This window comes from Rathayibacter sp. AY1F2, from assembly GCF_002930885.1.
GTDB lineage: Bacteria > Actinomycetota > Actinomycetes > Actinomycetales > Microbacteriaceae > Rathayibacter.
Window position 1 is genome coordinate 49,146 of the sequence record NZ_PSVG01000011.1, and the last position, 17,391, is coordinate 66,536.

The window sequence follows — 17,391 nt, forward strand, 5'->3', positions numbered from 1 at the left end:
CCGCCGCGGAGGTTCGAGGCGTAGCGTTCCCGGCATGAGCATTGACTGGAAGCGCTGGACGCCCGTCGCCGTCGTCCCCGCGGTCGTCGTCGCCGCGGCCGTCGCCCTCCCCCTCTCGGCGAGCGCCGCGGGAGACCTCCCCGAGAAGTCCGCCGCCGACCTCCTCGCCTTCGTCGCCGAGAGCGACACCACGGCGTTCTCCGGCGAGATCCGGCAGACCTCGGACCTCGGCCTGCCCGACCTCTCGGCGCTCGGCGGCTCGGCCGGCTCGGCGTCCGCCGACCCCGCCGACTCCCTCGTCGAGCTCGCCACGGGCTCGCACCAGGCGCGCGTGTACGTCGACGCCGAGAAGGGCGCGCGCCTCCAGGTGCTCGACCGGCTGGCCGAGCGCGACGTCGTCGCCTCGACGACCGACGGAGTCTGGATCTACGACTCGAGCGCGAACACCGCCACCCACCTCGTGCCTCCCGCGGGCGGAGCCCCCGAGGCCTCGCCGGGCGATCAGGTCGTCACGCCGTCGTCCGCCGCCGAGCAGCTGCTCGCCGCGATCGACCCGACGACCACGGTCGCGGTCGGCTCGGACGTCAGCGTCGCCGGGCGCGACGCGTACGAGCTCGTGCTCACGCCCCGCGACGGCGGCACCCTCGTGGGCTCGGTGACCGTCTCGGTCGACGGCGAGACGGGCCTCCCGCTCGGAGTGGCGGTGACGGCCCGCGGGGGCACCGCGCCCGCGTTCAGCGTCGCGTACACGAGCATCGACTTCTCGACGCCCGACGCGTCCCTCTTCTCCTTCACGCCCCCGGCCGGCGCCGAGGTGACGGAGCAGGCCGCTCCGGTCGACGACGCGGCGGACGCCTCCGACGCGCCCGCCGCGGGCACGGCCGAGCACTCCGACGTCGCCACCACGGGCTCCGGCTGGACGAGCGTCGTCGAGCTGCCCGCCGGTGACGCCGACGCGCTCTCCTCGCTCGACGCGGTCACCACGCCGGTCGACGGCGGCCGCATCCTCTCCTCCGCCCTGCTGACCGTCCTCGTCACCGACGACGGACGCGTCCTCGCCGGCGCGGTCCCGGCCGAGGCGCTCCGCGACGCGGCCTCCGCTCGGTGACGGCGGGCGAGCTCGCAGTCGAGACGCGGGGCCTCACCAAGCGCTTCGGGCGCCAGGAGGCGGTCTCCGGTCTCGACCTCGCCGTTCCCCGCGGCGCCGTCTTCGGCTTCCTCGGCCCGAACGGCTCGGGCAAGACAACGACGATCCGGATGCTGCTCGCCCTCGCCGCGCCGACCGTGGGCAGCATCACCGTCCTCGGGCAGGCGATGCCCCGGCGCGCGGCCGAGGTCCTGCCCCGGGTGGGGGCGCTGGTCGAGGGGCCGGGCTTCTACCCGTTCCTCTCCGGAGCGGCCAACCTCCGGCGCTTCGACGCCGCGGAGGCGGGCACCTCGTCCCGCACCCGCGACACCCGCGCGAAGGAGGCCCTCGCCCGCGTCGGCCTCTCGGCCGCGGCGCGCAAGAAGGTCGGCTCCTACTCCCTGGGGATGAAGCAGCGGCTCGGCATCGCGGTCGCCCTGCTCTCGCCGCGCGACCTGATCGTGCTGGACGAGCCCACGAACGGCCTCGACCCGCAGGGCACCCGCGAGGTCCGCGCTCTGGTGCGCGGACTGAACCAGGACGGCACGACCGTCCTCGTCTCCAGCCACCTCCTCGCCGAGATCGAGCAGCTCTGCACCCACGCCGCCGTCATGCGCACCGGGCGCCTCGTCGCCCAGGGCGGGCTCGACGAGCTGCGCGGGGACGCCGCCTCGGTCGAGCTGCTGACGCCCGACCGCGAGCGCGCGATCGTGGCCCTGCACACCCGGGGTCTGGAGCCGCGCACCGCGCCGGGCCCGCACCCCGCCGATCCGCCGCTGGTCGTCGCCGCTCTGCCGCCCGGGCTCGCGGCCGAGACGCTGGTGGCCGACCTCGTGCGGGCCGACGTCCGCGTCCGCGGGTTCGCCGTCCGCCGCCCCTCGCTCGAGGAGCGCTTCGTCGAGCTGACCGGGGAGGGCTTCGATGTCGAGCGCTGACGCGACCGTCCGCCGCGCGGGGATCGGGTCCCTGCTCGCCTCCGAGCTCGCCCTGCTCTTCCGCCGGCGCCGTACCTGGGCGCTGCTCGCGGCCCTGGCCGCCATCCCGATCCTGCTCGCCGTCGCGGTGCGGCTCTCGGGCGGGGACGGAGGCGGGCCGTCCTTCGTGGGAGCGATCGCCGGCAACGGCCTCTTCACCGGCTTCGCGGCCATCACGGTCGCCGTCCCGCTGTTCCTCCCGCTCACGGTCGGGGTCGTCGCCGGCGACGCGATCGCGGGCGAGGCCTCGCTCGGGACGCTGCGCTACCTGCTGGTCAGCCCCGTCGGCCGCGTGCGGCTGCTCGCGGTGAAGTTCGCCGCCTCCCTCGCCTTCTGCCTCGCCGCAGCACTCACCGTCATGGTGGTCGGGATCCTGATCGGCCTGACGCTCTTCCCGGCGGGACCGGTGACGCTGCTCTCCGGCAGCACCGTCCCGCTCGCCGACGCGATCGGCCGGGCCCTGGCGATCGCCGTGTACGCGGCGCTCTCGCTGGTCGGGCTCTCGGCGATCGGCCTCTTCATCTCGACGCTGACCGATGTGCCGGTCGGCGCCATGGCGGCCACCGTGGTCGTCTCCATCGCGGCGCAGATCGTCGGCTCGCTCTCGCAGCTGGACGCCCTCCACCCGTTCCTGCTGACCGATCGGTGGTTCGACTTCGCCGACCTCCTGCGCGACCCGATCTCGTGGACCTCCTTCGGCGAGAACGCGCTGCTCCAGCTCGCCTACGTCGCCGTGTTCGGGTCGCTCGCGATCGGCCGCTTCACCACTCGCGACGTCCTCTCCTGATCCGGGGGACGACGGAGGCCGCCCTTCCGCACTGCGGTGGGGGCGGCCTCCGGGTCGACGGGGTCAGCCCTGCGGAGCGATCCCGAAGCTGACGGAGCCGCCCTCGTCCACCTGCGCGTCGAGGACCTTGTCGCCGAGAGCGACGGAGGCGGCGACGTCGAGGAACACGCGCGCTCCGTCCTGCTCCACGACGGCGTCCGTCGTCTCGGGGGCCGCGGCGACCGCGACAGCGAAGTTGCGGGCGTCGAGATCGGTGCCGCTGATGCGCAGGCCTCCCTCGACGGGGGTCTCGGTCTGCCCGGTGATGGTCTTGACGACGGTGCTGGCGTTGTCGGTGAGCGTGAGCATCGGGTCGTTCCTTCCGTCCGTGGTCGATGAGGGGGCCACGTTGCCGGGATCCGGCGGCACCCTCAAGGCGGCGGAGCGGATGTGGAGGGGATGCACACCTGGACGGTCCGGGGAGTCGCGGCGCTCGCCGGAGCCTCGCCGGGCCGGGGGCGCCGCATCGCCTGCCACACTGGCCGGATGCATCCCGCCGACTCCTGCCCCTGCGGAAGCCGCCGCCACTACGCCGACTGCTGCCGCCCCGCCCACCTCGGCGAGGAGCCCTCGCCGACGGCGGAGCGCCTGATGCGCAGCCGCTACAGCGCGAACGTCCTCGGCAGCGCCCCCTACCTGCTCGCGAGCTGGCACCCCTCGACCCGGCCGCGCCGCATCGACCTCGATCCCGACCTCCAGTGGCGCCGGCTCCAGATCGTCGACACCTCGTTCGGCGGGGAGGGCGACGAGGAGGGCCTGGTCGAGTTCCGCGCCTCCTACCGCTCGCCCGCCGGCCCAGGCCTCGTGCACGAGCGCAGCCGCTTCCTGCGCGAGGACGGTCGCTGGCTCTACGCCGACGGCGAGATGCTCGGCGACGAGACCTGATCCGTCCTGGCCGTCCTACTCTGGAGGCATGGCCAAGGACTTCCGCCGGGCGGACGACGCGTCGCGCTACGAGCTCCACCTCGACGGCGCCCTGGTGGGCGTCCTCGACTACCGCGAGGCGCCCGGCAGCGTCTCCCTCGTCCGCTCCTTCACGACCCCGCCCTTCCGAGGCCGCGGGCTCGCAGGGGAGCTGGTCTCCTTCGCCGTCGACGACATCGAGGCCGCCGGCGGGCGGAGCGTCGTACCGATGTGCTGGTACGTCGGGCAGTGGTTCGAGCAGCACCCCGAGAAGGCGCACCTCCTCGCTCTCTCCTGAGCCGCTCACTCACTCGCGGACCGCGGGCTCCACTCCGGCCAGGTCCGGGCCGAGGCCGATGTCGACCAGGCGCAGACGGCCCGCGTAGGAGTCGCCCGGAGGCAGCAGCAGACCGGCCTTGATCGCGCCGAAGGCGACCGTCACATCGGCGCGCAGCACGGTGGGATCGGGGACCGACCCGTCGTCGGGATGGACGCCGCTCGGCAGGTCGACCGCGACGACCACCGGGCGCTCGGCCCGCCGCTCGAGCGCGTCGAGCACCGCCTCGACGACGACGCGCGGCCGTCCCCGCAGCGCGGGCTCCGTCGCTCCGATGCCGAGGATCCCGTCGACCAGGACATCCGCCCGCGCCACCGCCGCGGCGAGGCCGGGCGCGTCGTCGGCCGGCACCTGCCCGCAGCCCTCGTCGAGCGCCACGGCGAGGCCCCGGCGGTGCACCCGCTCGGCCGTGAGGACGAGGACGACGTCGGTTCCGGAGGAGGAGAGCTCGGCGGCCGCGTAGAGCGCGTCACCGCCGTTGTCGCCCGGACCGACCAGGACGAGCACCGAGGCCGGACGGGAGCGGTCGGAGCGCCCGGCGAGCACGAGACGCAGCTCGCGGGCGAGGCCGTCGGCGGCGCGCTGCATCAGCGGCTCCCGCCGGGCCAGGTGCGGAGCCTCGGCGGCCCGCACCTGCGCGGACGTGTATCCCTCGACCATGCGCTCCACTGTGCGCGCGGCGCTGCGGGCGTGCAACCCCGTCAGCTCTCCTGCACCGCCCGGTCCGACTCCTCGACGATCGCCCGCATCGCGGCCTCCGCAGCGTCCGCGTCGCCCGAGGCGACGGCGGCGGCCACCGCCCGGTGCAGCCGCACCGCGGTGGAGTCGGCCTCGCGCGGCATGAGCGCATTGCGGGTGCGGCCGGCGAGGACCTCGGCGACCAGATCGCCCAGCTGCGCGAGCATCCGGTTGCCGGACGCGGCCAGGAGGGAGCGGTGGAAGGCGGTGTCGGCGGCGAGGTAGGCGGACTGGTCGGCTGCGCGGGAGTGGGTGGAGAGGGCGTCGCCCGCCTCCGTGAGCGCCCGCCGCTGCTCCTCGGTCGCGTTCGCCGCTGCGAGCCTTGCGGCGAGCGGCTCCACCCCGAGTCGGAGCTCGCTGAGCTGGTGCAGCTGGCGCCGCCGGTCCGGGCCGTCCAGTCCCCATGCGACGACCCGCGTGTCCAGGGCGTTCCAGCACTCCGGAGGCTGGACCCGCGTCCCCGCGCGGCGGCGGGACGTCACGAGCCCGAGCGTCTCGAGGACGCGCACCGCCTCCCGCATCACCGAGCGGGAGACCCCGCGCCGCTCCGCACGCTCGTCGGCGCTGAAGGTGGTGCCCGGCGCGAGCTCGCCGCGCACGATCTGCGAGCCGAGCTCGTCCAGCACCGAGTGGTGCAGCGAGGGCGTCGGCGCGGGCATGCGGTCATCCTGCCATCGCCGGAGTCGCGCCCCGGCCGATCTTCGGGCATGATCGGGACACACGCAGGTTATGTCGGACAAAAGCCGGCCGCTGGCCGTCGGCTCGACCAAGGACGCTCATGACACCGACCCTCCTCCCCGCCCTCCGCGCCGCCGCCGGGGACGCGCCGGCCACCACCGCCGGGCAGGGGCAGCTGATCCTCGCCGCCGTCGTCGGCATCGCCGTGATCGTCGTGCTGATCACCTGGCTGAAGCTGCACCCCTTCGTCTCCCTGCTGATCGGAGCGCTGACGACGGGCCTGATCGCGGGGCTGGCGGCGGCGGACGCGGTCGCCAGCTTCGCGCTGGGGTTCGGTAACACCATGGGCGGCGTCGGCATCCTCATCGGCCTCGGCGCGATGTACGGCAAGCTCCTCGCCGACTCGGGCGGCGCGGACCGCATCGTGGACACCCTCATCGCCCGCTCGAGCACTCGCGCGCTGCCCTGGATGATGGGCTTCGTCGGCGCGCTGATCGGGCTGCCGATGTTCTTCGAGGTCGGGCTCGTGCTGCTGATCCCGGTCGTGATCCTGGTCGCCCGCCGGAGCGGTCTGCCGCTGATGAAGGTGGCGATCCCGACGCTCGCCGGCCTCTCGGTGATGCACGGCCTCGTCCCGCCCCACCCCGGACCGCTGGTCGCGATCGACGCACTCGGCGCGAACCTCGGCGTGACCCTCGCGTTCGGCGTCCTGGTCGCGGTCCCCACCGTCGTCGTCGCCGGCCCGCTCTTCGGCCGGGTCGCCGCCCGCTGGGCGCCGGTGGAGACGCCGCCGCTCTTCGGCGAGGGCGCGGGCGAGACGCGCGAGCACCGCCCGGGCTTCGCCGCCGCGGTCGCGAGCATCCTGCTGCCGGTCGTGCTGATGCTGGGCAAGGCGATCGCCGACATCGCGGCCCCGGGCTCCACGGACGCCTGGAAGGGCGCCCTCGACTTCCTCGGCACGCCGACCATCGCGCTGGGGATCGCGCTCCTGGCCGGTCTGGTCCTGCTCGGCCGCGGCGGCCGGATGAACCGCACCGAGCTGCAGGCCTCGCTCTCGAGCTCGCTGCCGCCGATCGCGGGCATCCTGCTCATCGTCGGCGCGGGCGGCGGTTTCAAGCAGGTCCTCGTCGACACCGGGATCGGCGGGGTGGTCGCCCAGCTCGCGGAGGGGAGCGGCGCCTCGGCGCTGCTGCTCGCCTGGCTCGTGGCCGTCGTGATCCGCGTCGCCACCGGCTCCGCGACCGTCGCCACCGTGACCGCCGCAGGGATCCTCCAGCCGCTGACCGAGACCATGGACGGGCCGATGGTCGCCCTCATGGTGCTCGCGATCGGCGCCGGCTCGGTGTTCCTGTCGCACGTCAACGACGCCGGGTTCTGGCTGGTGAAGGAGTACCTCGGGCTCAGCATCGGCCAGACGCTCAAGACCTGGACCGTGATGGAGTGCCTGGTCTCGGTGACCGGGCTCGCCGGGGTCCTCCTGATCGGTCTCTTCGTAGGAGGTATCTGATGACCGCTCTTCCCACCGTCCCCGTCCGCGCCGTCGTCGTCATGGGCGTCTCCGGCAGCGGCAAGTCGACCGTCGCGTCGCTCCTGGCGCGCCGACTGGGCTGGGAGTTCCTCGAGGGGGACGACCTGCACCCGCAGGCGAATGTCGACAAGATGCACGCCGGCATCCCGCTGACCGACGAGGACCGGGCGCCCTGGCTGGCCGAGATCGCCCGCGTGGTGGACCAGCGGATCGCCGCGGGCGGCTCGGTCGTCGTGACCTGCTCTGCCCTGCGCCGCCGCTACCGCGACGTCCTGCGCCGCGACGACCTCGTCTTCGCGCACCTCGCGGGATCGAGGGACCGTATCGCCGGGCGGCTCGCCTCGCGGGTCGGCCACTTCATGCCGACCACGCTGCTCGACTCGCAGTTCGAGGCGCTCGAGCCCCTCGGCGACGACGAGCTCCACGTCACGGTCGACGTGGGCGGCGCTCCGGAGGAGGAGATCGCCGAGATCCTCGGGGGGCTCGGCCTCGCGCCCGCGGGCGCCTAGAGCAGCAGCGACTCCACCGGCACGGCCGGGAGGTCGAAGGCCGCGGCGACGGCGGTGTTCGTCACCCGGCCGTCGTGGGTGCTCAGGCCGCGGGCGAGCGCCGGGTCGGCGGCCAGGGCGGCCCGCCACCCGCGGTCGGCCAGCGCGAGCGCGTAGGGGAGCGTCGCGTTGGTGAGCGCGCGGGTCGAGGTCTCGGGGACGGCGCCGGGCATGTTCGCGACGCAGTAGTAGACGCTCCGGTGCACGGGGAACACCGGGTCGTCGTGCGTGGTCGGACGCGAGCCCTCGAAGCAGCCGCCCTGGTCGATCGCGATGTCGACCAGCACCGAGCCCGGCTTCATCGTGGCGACCATCTCGTCGGTCACCAGCTTGGGCGCCTTGGCGCCCGGGATGAGGACGGATCCGATCACGAGGTCGGCGTCGGCCAGCTGCGCGGCGATCTCGTAGGCCGAGGAGGCGCGGGTCTGGATCGCGCCCTGGAAGCGGTTCTCGAGCTGCGCGAGGCGGGGGAGCGAGAGGTCGACGATCGTGACGTCGGCCCCCATGCCGAGGGCGTTCGCCGCGGCGTGCTCGCCGGCCGTGCCGCCGCCGATCACGACGACCCTCGCCTTCGGAGTGCCGGGGACCCCGCCGAGCAGCGTGCCCCGTCCGCCGACGGCACTCATGAGGTGGTAGGCGCCGACCGTGATCGACAGGCGCCCGGCGACCTCGCTCATCGGCGAGAGCAGCGGCAGCCGCCGGTCGTCCAGCTGGACCGTCTCGTAGGCGATGGAGGTCGTCCCCGCCGCGAGCAGCGCATCGGTGCACGGGCGGGAGGCGGCGAGGTGGAGGTAGGTGAAGAGCACCTGGTCGCGGCGCATCCGCGGGTACTCGGCCTCGATCGGCTCCTTGACCTTGAGGACCAGCTCGGACTCGCCCCAGACCTCGTCGGGCCCGTCGACGACGAGGGCGCCGGCGCGGCGGAAGTCGTCGTCCGACACGCGCGAGCCCAGGCCCGCGCCGGCCTCGACGAGGACCTCGTGGCCGCGGCGCACCAGCTCGTGGACGCCGGCCGGAGTGGCGGCGACCCGGTTCTCGTTGTTCTTGATCTCGGTGGGGATCCCGACGCGCACGGCGGCTCCTTCGCTGCGGCCCGCGGGGCGGGCGGTGGGCGCCGATCCTGCACCGGCTCTGCCCCCATCGTGCGAAGATCGTGCCCGGAGCGGGGGAACTCCGCAGGATCGGTCGGAAGTCACCGCACGGGCCGAAGGTTCGTCGGCGGAGTGAGGGAGCGGGCGCATGCCACCGAAGGATCTGCACGACCTCGACGACCTGGATCCGGTCGATCGGACCCTGGTGCGCCTCCTCCGCGCCGACGCGCGGACGCCCAACAGCCGGCTCGCCGAGCGCGCCGGCATCGCCCCGTCGACCTGCGTCGCACGCGTCCGGGGCCTCGTCGAGCGCGGCGTCATCACCGGCTTCACCGCCGAGCTCGACCCGGCGGCGCTCGGCCTGACCCTGCAGGCGCTGATCAGCGTCAGCATCCGCGTCGGCCAGCGCCAGGCGATCACGCGCTTCGCGGAGGAGATCCGCGCGCTGCCCGAGGTGGTGCAGGTGTTCTTCCTCGGCGGCTCAGAGGACTTCATCATCCACGTCGCGGTCCGCGACTCCAGCGACGTGCGGGACTTCGTGGTCTCGAACCTCTCGGCGAACCCGGCGGTGGCCTCGACGCGCACGAGCCTGGTGTTCGACCACCACCGCAAGGGCCCGGCGGTCCCCGAGTAGCGCGGGCAGGCGCGGGTCCGAGCGGCCGCTCGGCCCGCGCCCGTCCCTCGGGGCTAGTGCGCCCCGGGGTTCACGTCGCCGCCCCCGCGCTGCATGAGGCCGGGGATGCGCTTGGCGAGCCCCGGGATCGCCTCGTCCGAGATCGAGATGCGCGTGTCGCGCAGGCGCTGGCGCAGCAGGGTCTCGACGTCCTCCTCCGGTCGCAGCTCGGCGTCGCCGGCGACCTGCAGCAGCACGCCGCGCAGCTTCTCGTCGAGCTGCGCGTCGTCGCTGCCGTGCTGGATCGGGTGGTCCTGGGATGCGTTCGTCATGCCTCCATGCTGGCACCGGCGACCCCGAGCCGAGAGGACTTGCGCCGCGGCAGGATGGTCGCATGCCGTTCACCCGCGCCGAGCTCGCAGCGTTCCAGGACCGCACCGTCGAGGACCTGCTGGGCGACGACGTCCGGCTCCTCTTCGTCGGCATCAACCCGGGGCTGTGGACCGCCGCCACCGGCGCGCACTTCGCCCACCCCGGCAACCGCTTCTACCCGGCGCTCGTCGCGGCCGGGATCCTCGAGCGCGCGCCGCGCGTGTCCGAGGGGATGAGCGCTGCGGACCGCGCGGAGCTCGTCTCCCGCGGCGTCGGCATCACCAATCTCGCCTCCCGGGCGACCGCCCGCGCCGACGAGCTGACCGCGGAGGAGCTGCGCGAGGGCGCTCAGCGGCTGGTCGCCACCGTGGAGCGGGTGCGGCCCCGGGCCGTCGCGGTCGTCGGCATCACCGCCTACCGGATCGCGTTCGGACGCCGCAGGGCGGTGCAGGGCAGGCAGGAGGAGGACGTGGCGGGCGCGCCGCTCTGGGTGCTGCCGAACCCGAGCGGCCTGAACGCGCACGACACCGTCGCCTCGCTCGGGCGCGCCTACCGCGAGCCGGCGCTCGAGGCGGGGATCGTCTCTTCCGACGCGCTCCTGCCCGGGGACGTCGGACCCCGCCCGCAGGAATAGCCGTCGACCCCCGGAGGTTGCAGAAGTCCATGAGTATGCATGAAGTCAAGTTCGGCGTCGACACGTTCGGCGACGTCACCGCCGGCCCCGACGGCGCCCCGCTGCCGCACGGCCAGGTCCTCCGCGACGTGGTCGAGGAGGGAGTCCTGGCCGACCGGGTGGGCATCGACTTCTTCGGGATCGGCGAGCACCACCGCGCCGACTTCGCCGTGAGCGCACCGGACGTCGTGCTCGCCGCCATCGCGGCCCGCACCGAGCGCATCCACCTCGGCTCCGCCGTGACGGTCCTCTCCTCGGACGACCCGGTGCGCGTCTACCAGCGCTTCGCCACCCTCGACGGACTCTCCGGCGGCCGGGCCGAGGTCATCCTCGGCCGCGGCTCCTTCACCGAGTCCTTCCCGCTCTTCGGCTACGACCTCGCGCAGTACGAGGTCCTCTTCGAGGAGAAGCTCGACCTCTTCCACGCCCTGATCCAGGGCGGCCCGGTCACCTGGCAGGGCACGACCCGCCCCGCGCTCACCGAGCAGAGCGTCTACCCGACCCTCGACAACGGCACCCTCCGCACCTGGATCGGCGTCGGCGGCAGCCCCGAGTCGGTCGTCCGCGCCGCCCGGTACGGCTTCCCGCTCGTCCTGGCGATCATCGGCGGCTCGCCGGCCCGCTTCCGCCCCTACGTCGACCTCTTCGGCCGCGCGCTCGACCAGCTCGAGCAGCCCCGCCTCCCGGTCGCCGTGCACTCGCCCGGCTTCGTCGCCGACACCGACGAGGAGGCGCGCGAGCTGTACTTCCCGCACCACAAGGCGATGATGGACGCCATCGGCCGCGAGCGCGGCTGGTCCCCGATGACCCGCGAGCGCTTCGAGGAGGAGGCCGGCCCCGACGGCGCCATCCACCTCGGCTCGCCCGAGACGGTCGCCCGGAAGATCGCGCGAACGGTCGAGGCCCTGGGCATCGACCGCTTCGACCTCAAGTACAGCGCCGGGACGCTGCCGCACCCGGCGATCATGCGCAACATCGAGCTCTACGGCACGCAGGTCATCCCGCGGGTGCGCGCGCTGCTCGCGCACTGACCCCCGCCGGGCGCCCGTTCCCCCGCTGGGCGCTCGGCGCGTTCCGAGCCGACGCGGTGCGCGCTCCCACCGGGCGCCCGGCCCGCGTCGATACACTCGGAACCCCCCGCCCCGACCCTCCCGGAAGCACATGCCCGACAGCCACGCCGCCCGCACCCCCTACGAGGTGCTGGGCGTCGCCGCCACCGCGTCCGACGACGAGCTCCGCCGGGCGTACCGGCTCCGCCTCCGCGAGACCCATCCGGACACGGGAGGCGACGCCGCGTCGTTCCACGCGGTGCAGCTCGCCTGGGAGCGGATCGGCAGCGCCTCCGCCCGCGGCGACTACGATCGAGGCGCTCCCGCCCCCGGGAGGTCCTCCCCGCAGTCGCCGTACACCGGCTCGCCGCGCCCGCAGACCGCCTCGGCCGTGCGCGCCCGCTCCTACGGTCACCCGGGAGGCGCGGCGCGCGAGTACTACCTGCGCCTGGTGCGCGAGTGGCTCGGCCGCGGCGTCGAGACCGAGGACCCCTTCGACCCGGCGATCGTCCGCTCCGCTCCTCGCGAGATCCGCTCCTGGCTCGCGAAGGCTCAGGCCGAGGAGGCGACGGCCGCGCTCGTCGGCGCGCTCGGCATCGCCTACACGATCTGGAACGACGTCGCGGTCGGCGACGGCGGGCTCAAGATCGACCACCTCGTGCTCGGGCCGGCCGGCCTGCTCGCGCTGACCTCCGCCGACTGGGGCGACCCGGTCCGTCTGAGGAAGGGCGAGCTGGAGGGCCCCGGGATCGCCGAGGACGAGAAGCCGATCGCCTCGCTCGCGAAGGCCGCGCGCCGTCTCGGCCGCGAGCTGGGCGTCCGCTTCTCGACGAGCGTCGTGGTCGTGCCGGACGACGCGCTGGAGCAGCCGTTCGAGCAGGTCGAGCGCGGCAGGCACCAGGGCGCCGTCGTCATCCGCCGCTCGCTGCTGCCGCAGCTGCTGCGCTCCGGCACGGACGACCCGCGGCTCGGCGGGTACGGCGAGTCGTTCGAGGTCCGCACCCGCGTGCAGAACCGCATCCGCTTCGTCTGACACCGCGCTAGCCGCCGCTCGCGACCGGGGCAAGGGGTTAGCGCGCATCCGGCCCCCCGCCCACCATGGGACGTGCCCCCGGGCATCCCACGACGAGCGGAACGAGGACGGACCATGGTGCGATTCGGATACACCCTGATGACCGAGCAGAGCGGACCCAAGCAGCTGGTGGGCTACGCGGTCGACGCCGAGAGGCTCGGCTTCGAGTTCGCGGTCTCGAGCGACCACTACTCGCCGTGGCTGACCGAGCAGGGGCACGCCTCCTACGCCTGGACGCTGCTCGGAGCGGTCGCGCAGGCCACGTCGACCATCGACCTCACGACCTACGTCACCGCGCCGACCATCCGCTACCACCCGGCCGTGGTCGCGCAGAAGGCCGCGACGCTCGCGATCCTCTCCGACGACCGCTTCACGCTCGGCCTCGGCTCGGGCGAGAACCTCAACGAGCACGTCGTCGGCGAGGGCTGGCCCTCGGTCGCCGTGCGCCAGGACATGCTTGAGGAGGCCGTCCACCTCATCCGCGAGCTGCACACCGGCGAGCTGGTGACCTGGGAGGGCGAGTACTTCCGCGTCGACTCCGCCCGCATCTGGGACCTGCCGGACACGCCGGTCGAGATCGGCCTGGCGGTCTCGGGGGAGAAGTCGATCGCCCGCTTCGCGCCGATCGGCGACCACCTCATCACGACCGAGCCCGACGCCGAGCTGATCTCGCAGTGGTCCGCGGTCCGCGGTGCGGACGCCGCCCCCTCGCGCACGATCGGCCAGATCCCGATCTGCTGGGCGCCGGACAAGGAGCAGGGAGTGGCGCTGGCCCACGAGCAGTTCCGCTGGTTCGCCGGCGGCTGGGCGGTCAACTCCGATCTGCCGACCCCCGCCGGCTTCGCCGGAGCGAGCCAGTTCGTGCGCCCGGAGGACGTCGCCGAGCAGATCGCCTGCGGCCCCGACCTCGACGAGCTCGCCCAGAGCTTCGTGCCCTACATCGAGGCGGGCTTCACCGACATCGCCCTCGTCCAGGTCGGCGACGAGCTGCAGCAGCGGTTCCTCGACGAGGCGGCGGAGGGGCTCCTGGAGCGCCTGCGCGCGCTCGCCCCCTGAGGCCGCTGCCGGGTCGCGCGGTCAGAATCCGCGGAGGCGCTCGATGTCGCGCCGGTCGCGCTTCGTCGGGCGGCCCGCTCCGCGGTCACGGACGATCACGCCCGGCGCGGACTCCCGGGGTGGCGGCGGGGGCGTCCGGTCCTCCATGCACTCGGCAGCCACCGGCGCACCGACCCGCTTGACCACGAGTCCGCGGACGATCAGCTCCCGGTCGAAGCCGCCGATCCGGGCGCGGACCTCATCGCCCACCCGCACGGTCTGCGCCGCCTTGGCCCGCTCGCCGTTGACGCGGATATGGCCGGCCCGAGCCGCGGTCGTCGCGGCGGAGCGCGTCTTGTAGATGCGCACCGCCCAGAGCCACGCGTCCACCCGCACGGCACCGGTCACCGGGATCTGCATCCCCCCAGTCTACGAACGGCGCCCGCTCGCCACCCACCCCGCGGTCCTACACTGGCCGCCGACAAGGAGGTTCCCATGAACCGAGACGACAGCATCTACACCGGAGCGGACGACGCGCTGCGGAGCGGCGACGACCGCATGGTCGCGGCGAACGACAGCTCCGGAGCCGGCGGAACCCGCGGCGACGTCGGCATGAGCACGACGAGCGGCGAGGGCACCGGGGTCCCCACCCGCGGCGCGCCTCCGCAGAGCGGATCCCCGTCCGAGCTGCGCCCCACCGGCTTCCCGCACGCGGGCCTGGAGTTCTCGCTCGTCCCGTCCGGGCACGAGGAGTGGCGGATCGAGCACCCGGGCGGTCGCACCGTCGGCGTCCTCGCCGTCATCTCGCACGCGGGCGAGGAGTCGGAGGCCGTGTTCGTCACGCGCCGCGTCGGCTCCGAGGACGCCGTGGCCGAGGGCACCGACTGGCGCGGCATCGTCTCGGCCGTGATCAACGACGAGGCGGCGGACGAGCGCGATCCGGTCCAGCTCGACCCCACCGTCGAGCACGTCCGCGGCGGACTGATCAGCCGCGGCCCCGCGGACGTCGACGGCCTCTCCTGAGCCCTCTCTCCTCCGGGACGCCGTCCGCGCTCGGCGCGGGGCGTCCCACGGAGGAGGGTCGGACGCTCAGCGGGCGAGCAGCGCGGCGTTGATCCGGGCCGAGAGGTCGGCGTCGACGCGGCGGTCGGTCCCGTCGACGGCGCGGACGGGAGCGGCGTTGCGCGCGCTCGAGACCAGCCACGCCGCGTCCGCCGCCTCCAGATCGCCCGAGCGCAGCGGACGCACCGCCGTCCCGAGGCCGAGGCCCGGCGCGAGCGCGAACAGGTCGGCCTGCGTGGTGCCGGGCAGCAGCCCGAGGCTCGGCGGAGGAGTCACGAGCTCCCCGCCCGTCAGCAGCACGAGGTTCGAGGTCGGCCCCTCGAGCAGGTAGCCGTCGCTCGACACGAACAGGGCGTCGTCGGCACCGCGCCGGGCGGCCTCCCGCGCGGCCGCACGGTTCACCGCGTACGAGAGCGTCTTCGCGCCGGCGAGCAGCCAGGGGGACGTCGACTGCACGTCGGAGCGCAGCCCGCGGTCCAGGAGCACCACGCGCACGCCGTCGCGGCGGGCCGGGCCGAAGTCCGGGCTGGTCTGCACGAAGACGACGCCGGTGGGCCGCCCGCCTCCCTCGACGCCGCGGGTCAGGATCGTCTTCACCATCGCCTCGGCGACGGGCGGGTGCGCGGCCACCGCCGCTCCGATCGCCTCGAGCCAGGCGGCCCGGTCCGGCCGGGGCAGGTCGAGCATCCGGGCCGAGCGCTCGAGGCGGTCCAGGTGCGCGTCGAGCGCCTGCAGCCGTCCGTCGACGAGGTTGATCGTCTCGAACACGCCGTCGCCGCGGGTGAAGCCGAGGTCGGTGACGTCCAGATCGCCGCGCCCGCTCGGATCGATGCGGTGCGCGGGTCCTCCCGGCGAGTGCGCCTCGGCGTCGAGGGAGGGTCGGTCGAGGACGACGAGGGTCTCAGCGGGCATGGGCGGTGCGGTCCTTCCGAAAGCGGCGGCGGGGGGAGAAGCGGAGCAGCGCGATCGTCAGCAGGGCGCCGATCAGGGAGCCGCTGCCGTTCGAGACCAGGTCCTGCACGTCGGAGACGCGGGTCGGCAGCCACAGCAGCTGCGCTGTCTCGACGGCGGCCGACACGGCGAGTCCGAAGGCGGCGGCCCACAGGCGGCGACCCGCCGGCAGCTGCGCGGCGATCAGCGCACTGAGCGGCACGAAGAGCAGCACGTTCGCGGTGAACTCCGCAACGTCGAAGTCGAACCAGCCGGTGAGCGGCGTGGAGGCGAGGAAGGCGATGATCCCGCGGATCAGCGCGTTGGGCTCCCCGGCCGGGTAGGGCGCGGGCGTCAGCGTGATCAGGGCGATCAGCGCGAGCCACGCGAGCGTCGCGAGGCGGAGGGGTCTCGAGCGGCGCATCGTCCGATTCTGCCAGCCCGTCGGGGTCGGGCGCGGCGGGCGCGGTGTGGGAGGCTGGAGGGCATGACCAGCGAGGACCCCGGCGCGGACGCCGTGCTCCCGCGCCACCCCTTCGACGCGTCGCTCGGCGACGGCTGGGTCGAGATCGGCGACGGACGCCGCTTCTGGGGGCGCTTCGGCGCCGCCGGCCTCCTCCTGCGCGATCCGTCGGGACGCGTCCTGCTCCAGCACCGCGTCAGCTGGAGCCACTTCGGGGACACCTGGGGGCTGCCCGGCGGCGCCCGTCACCCCGAGGAGACGGCCTTCGAGGCGGCCCTCCGGGAGTCGGAGGAGGAGGCGGGCGTCCCCGCCGACCTGATCCTGCCCGTGCTCTCCAGCGTCGTCGTGATCGGACCGTGGAGCTACTCCACCGTCCTGGCCGAGTCCCGCGAGCACTTCACTCCCCGCATCAGCGACGCCGAGAGCACCGAGCTGCGCTGGGTCGCCCCCGACGAGGTCGACTCCCTGCCGCTGCACCCGGGCTTCGGAGCGGCCTGGCCGGGCCTGCGCGCGCTCGGCTCCTCGATCCCGGTGCTCGTCGTGGACGCCGCCAACGTGGTCGGCTCACGCCCCGACGGCTGGTGGCGCGACCGCGCCGGCGCCGCGGAGCGCCTCCTCGCCACCCTGGCCCGCCTCGCGGAGGCAGGCGTCCCCGGCCGTCTCCTGGGGATCGACGCCGACACGGTCTGGCCGCGCATCGCCGTGGTGCTCGAGGGAGCGGCGCGCGCCGCCCGCCCGGAGGCGGGCGCTCTCACGGAGCGGCTCACGGTCCACTCGGCCGACGGCTCGGGCGACGACGCGATCGTCGAGCTGGTCGGCGCGCTCGAGACCGCGGTCGTCGTCACGGCCGACCGGGGACTGGCCGCCCGCGTCGAGGCGCTCGGGGCCGCCGTGGTCGGTCCGCGCTCGCTGCTCGACCTCCTCGATCCCGCCCGGGAATAGGCCGCGGGGGCACCCGGTTGCATCCCCCATGGCTACGACTGCGATGACTCTCGACTCCCACGACCAGACGATCGCCGACGGCATCGTCCTCATCGACTTCTGGGCCGACTGGTGCGGCCCGTGCAAGCAGTTCGCTCCGGTCTTCGAGGCCACGAGCGAGAAGAACGCCGACATCACGTTCGCGAAGGTCGACACGGAGGACCAGCAGCAGCTCGCCGCGAGCTACGGCATCTCCTCCATCCCCACCCTCGTGGTGTACCGCGACGGGATCCCGCTGATGGCTCAGCCCGGCGCCCTGCCCGCCCCCGCGCTCGACAACCTGATCGAGCAGGTCCGCGGCCTCGACATGGTCGAGGTGCGCCGCCAGTACGAGGAGGCGAAGGCCGCTCAGGAGGCCGGCGCCGCCCCGCAGGCCTGATCCGCCCGGCGCC

The 17,391-nt window shown here is 74.4% G+C and carries 23 protein-coding genes; 15 read left to right on the forward strand and 8 right to left on the reverse strand.

Features of this window, described 5'->3' with window-relative positions:
* The first annotated feature begins 34 nt into the window (after positions 1-34).
* Genes C5C54_RS10255 through C5C54_RS10265 form a run of 3 tightly spaced genes read left to right on the forward strand, consistent with a single transcriptional unit; the run spans position 35 to position 2,887 of the window.
* Positions 35-1,108 (forward strand): DUF2092 domain-containing protein, encoded by a 1,074-nt coding sequence (locus C5C54_RS10255; protein ID WP_104288288.1) that lies wholly within the window; start codon positions 35-37, stop codon positions 1,106-1,108.
* Positions 1,105-2,061, forward strand: a complete 957-nt coding sequence (locus tag C5C54_RS10260; protein ID WP_104288289.1) for an ABC transporter ATP-binding protein — start codon at positions 1,105-1,107, stop codon at positions 2,059-2,061. Before C5C54_RS10255 ends, C5C54_RS10260 begins: the two co-directional genes overlap by 4 nt.
* The gene (locus C5C54_RS10265; protein ID WP_104288290.1) at positions 2,048-2,887 is read left to right on the forward strand and encodes an ABC transporter permease; all 840 of its coding nucleotides are present in this window, start codon (positions 2,048-2,050) and stop codon (positions 2,885-2,887) included. The genes C5C54_RS10260 and C5C54_RS10265 overlap by 14 nt, the downstream gene beginning before the upstream one ends.
* Positions 2,888-2,950: 63 nt before the next feature.
* Here the strand turns inward: C5C54_RS10265 and C5C54_RS10270 are convergent, their stop codons facing one another.
* Positions 2,951-3,235, reverse strand: coding sequence for a hypothetical protein (locus tag C5C54_RS10270; protein ID WP_104225397.1), 285 nt, complete (start codon positions 3,233-3,235; stop codon positions 2,951-2,953).
* A gap of 177 nt (positions 3,236-3,412) precedes the next feature.
* Here C5C54_RS10270 and C5C54_RS10275 point away from each other — a divergent pair, with 177 nt between their 5' ends.
* Together C5C54_RS10275 and C5C54_RS10280 are read left to right on the forward strand one after the other, a co-directional pair.
* Positions 3,413-3,811, forward strand: coding sequence for a YchJ family protein (locus tag C5C54_RS10275; protein ID WP_104288307.1), 399 nt, complete (start codon positions 3,413-3,415; stop codon positions 3,809-3,811).
* Positions 3,812-3,839: 28 nt separating this feature from the next.
* Positions 3,840-4,127: a GNAT family N-acetyltransferase gene (locus C5C54_RS10280; RefSeq protein WP_104288291.1), complete on the forward strand. Its 288-nt coding sequence runs from the start codon at positions 3,840-3,842 to the stop codon at positions 4,125-4,127.
* A gap of 9 nt (positions 4,128-4,136) precedes the next feature.
* Here C5C54_RS10280 and C5C54_RS10285 read toward each other — a convergent pair whose 3' ends face one another.
* Positions 4,137-4,826, reverse strand: coding sequence for an NAD(P)H-hydrate epimerase (locus C5C54_RS10285; RefSeq protein WP_104267409.1), 690 nt, complete (start codon positions 4,824-4,826; stop codon positions 4,137-4,139).
* 41 nt (positions 4,827-4,867) lie between these two features.
* Positions 4,868-5,563 (reverse strand): FadR/GntR family transcriptional regulator, encoded by a 696-nt coding sequence (locus C5C54_RS10290; RefSeq protein ID WP_104225394.1) that lies wholly within the window; start codon positions 5,561-5,563, stop codon positions 4,868-4,870.
* 119 nt (positions 5,564-5,682) lie between these two features.
* Here C5C54_RS10290 and C5C54_RS10295 point away from each other — a divergent pair, with 119 nt between their 5' ends.
* Positions 5,683-7,089, forward strand: a complete 1,407-nt coding sequence (locus C5C54_RS10295; protein WP_104288292.1) for a GntP family permease — start codon at positions 5,683-5,685, stop codon at positions 7,087-7,089.
* Positions 7,089-7,619, forward strand: a complete 531-nt coding sequence (locus C5C54_RS10300) for a gluconokinase (protein WP_104225392.1) — start codon at positions 7,089-7,091, stop codon at positions 7,617-7,619. Before C5C54_RS10295 ends, C5C54_RS10300 begins: the two co-directional genes overlap by 1 nt.
* Here the strand turns inward: C5C54_RS10300 and ald are convergent.
* Entirely contained in the window at positions 7,616-8,731 is a 1,116-nt protein-coding gene (gene ald / locus C5C54_RS10305; RefSeq protein ID WP_104247156.1) for an alanine dehydrogenase, read from the reverse strand. The two genes, C5C54_RS10300 and ald, sit on opposite strands and share 4 nt — an antisense overlap.
* Positions 8,732-8,897: 166 nt before the next feature.
* On the opposite strand from ald, the gene C5C54_RS10310 reads away from it, so the two are divergent.
* Positions 8,898-9,383 (forward strand): Lrp/AsnC family transcriptional regulator, encoded by a 486-nt coding sequence (locus C5C54_RS10310; RefSeq protein ID WP_104222560.1) that lies wholly within the window; start codon positions 8,898-8,900, stop codon positions 9,381-9,383.
* 53 nt (positions 9,384-9,436) lie between these two features.
* Here C5C54_RS10310 and C5C54_RS10315 read toward each other — a convergent pair whose 3' ends face one another.
* A complete protein-coding gene (locus C5C54_RS10315) occupies positions 9,437-9,694 on the reverse strand; it encodes a hypothetical protein (RefSeq protein ID WP_104222561.1) in 258 nt (85 codons plus the stop codon).
* 62 nt (positions 9,695-9,756) lie between these two features.
* Here C5C54_RS10315 and C5C54_RS10320 point away from each other — a divergent pair, with 62 nt between their 5' ends.
* From C5C54_RS10320 to C5C54_RS10335, 4 genes are all read left to right on the forward strand, one after another.
* Complete coding sequence (locus C5C54_RS10320) at positions 9,757-10,368, forward strand: mismatch-specific DNA-glycosylase (RefSeq protein WP_104222562.1); 612 nt, start codon at positions 9,757-9,759, stop codon at positions 10,366-10,368.
* 35 nt (positions 10,369-10,403) lie between these two features.
* Positions 10,404-11,438, forward strand: coding sequence for an LLM class flavin-dependent oxidoreductase (locus tag C5C54_RS10325; protein WP_104288293.1), 1,035 nt, complete (start codon positions 10,404-10,406; stop codon positions 11,436-11,438).
* 130 nt (positions 11,439-11,568) lie between these two features.
* Positions 11,569-12,489 carry a DnaJ domain-containing protein gene (locus C5C54_RS10330; protein ID WP_104269160.1) on the forward strand — a complete coding sequence of 307 codons (921 nt, stop codon included), beginning with the start codon at positions 11,569-11,571 and terminating at the stop codon, positions 12,487-12,489.
* A gap of 114 nt (positions 12,490-12,603) precedes the next feature.
* Complete coding sequence (locus tag C5C54_RS10335) at positions 12,604-13,584, forward strand: TIGR03557 family F420-dependent LLM class oxidoreductase (RefSeq protein WP_104288294.1); 981 nt, start codon at positions 12,604-12,606, stop codon at positions 13,582-13,584.
* Positions 13,585-13,605: 21 nt separating this feature from the next.
* Here C5C54_RS10335 and C5C54_RS10340 read toward each other — a convergent pair whose 3' ends face one another.
* Positions 13,606-13,983 carry an RNA-binding S4 domain-containing protein gene (locus C5C54_RS10340; RefSeq protein WP_181027140.1) on the reverse strand — a complete coding sequence of 126 codons (378 nt, stop codon included), beginning with the start codon at positions 13,981-13,983 and terminating at the stop codon, positions 13,606-13,608.
* Between the two features lie 75 nt (positions 13,984-14,058).
* Here C5C54_RS10340 and C5C54_RS10345 point away from each other — a divergent pair, with 75 nt between their 5' ends.
* Entirely contained in the window at positions 14,059-14,586 is a 528-nt protein-coding gene (locus C5C54_RS10345) for a hypothetical protein (RefSeq protein WP_104225386.1), read from the forward strand.
* A gap of 66 nt (positions 14,587-14,652) precedes the next feature.
* On the opposite strand, the gene C5C54_RS10350 is transcribed toward C5C54_RS10345, so the two are convergent.
* Positions 14,653-15,537 carry an aminotransferase class IV gene (locus C5C54_RS10350; RefSeq protein ID WP_104288295.1) on the reverse strand — a complete coding sequence of 295 codons (885 nt, stop codon included), beginning with the start codon at positions 15,535-15,537 and terminating at the stop codon, positions 14,653-14,655.
* A complete protein-coding gene (locus tag C5C54_RS10355; RefSeq protein WP_104288296.1) occupies positions 15,527-15,979 on the reverse strand; it encodes a VanZ family protein in 453 nt (150 codons plus the stop codon). Before C5C54_RS10355 ends, C5C54_RS10350 begins: the two co-directional genes overlap by 11 nt.
* Before the next feature lie 63 nt (positions 15,980-16,042).
* Between C5C54_RS10355 and C5C54_RS10360 the strand changes: the two genes are divergently transcribed.
* The gene (locus C5C54_RS10360) at positions 16,043-16,960 is read left to right on the forward strand and encodes an NUDIX domain-containing protein (protein ID WP_104288297.1); all 918 of its coding nucleotides are present in this window, start codon (positions 16,043-16,045) and stop codon (positions 16,958-16,960) included.
* Between the two features lie 28 nt (positions 16,961-16,988).
* Positions 16,989-17,378, forward strand: coding sequence for a thioredoxin (trxA, locus tag C5C54_RS10365; protein WP_104225382.1), 390 nt, complete (start codon positions 16,989-16,991; stop codon positions 17,376-17,378).
* Positions 17,379-17,391 lie beyond the last annotated feature (13 nt).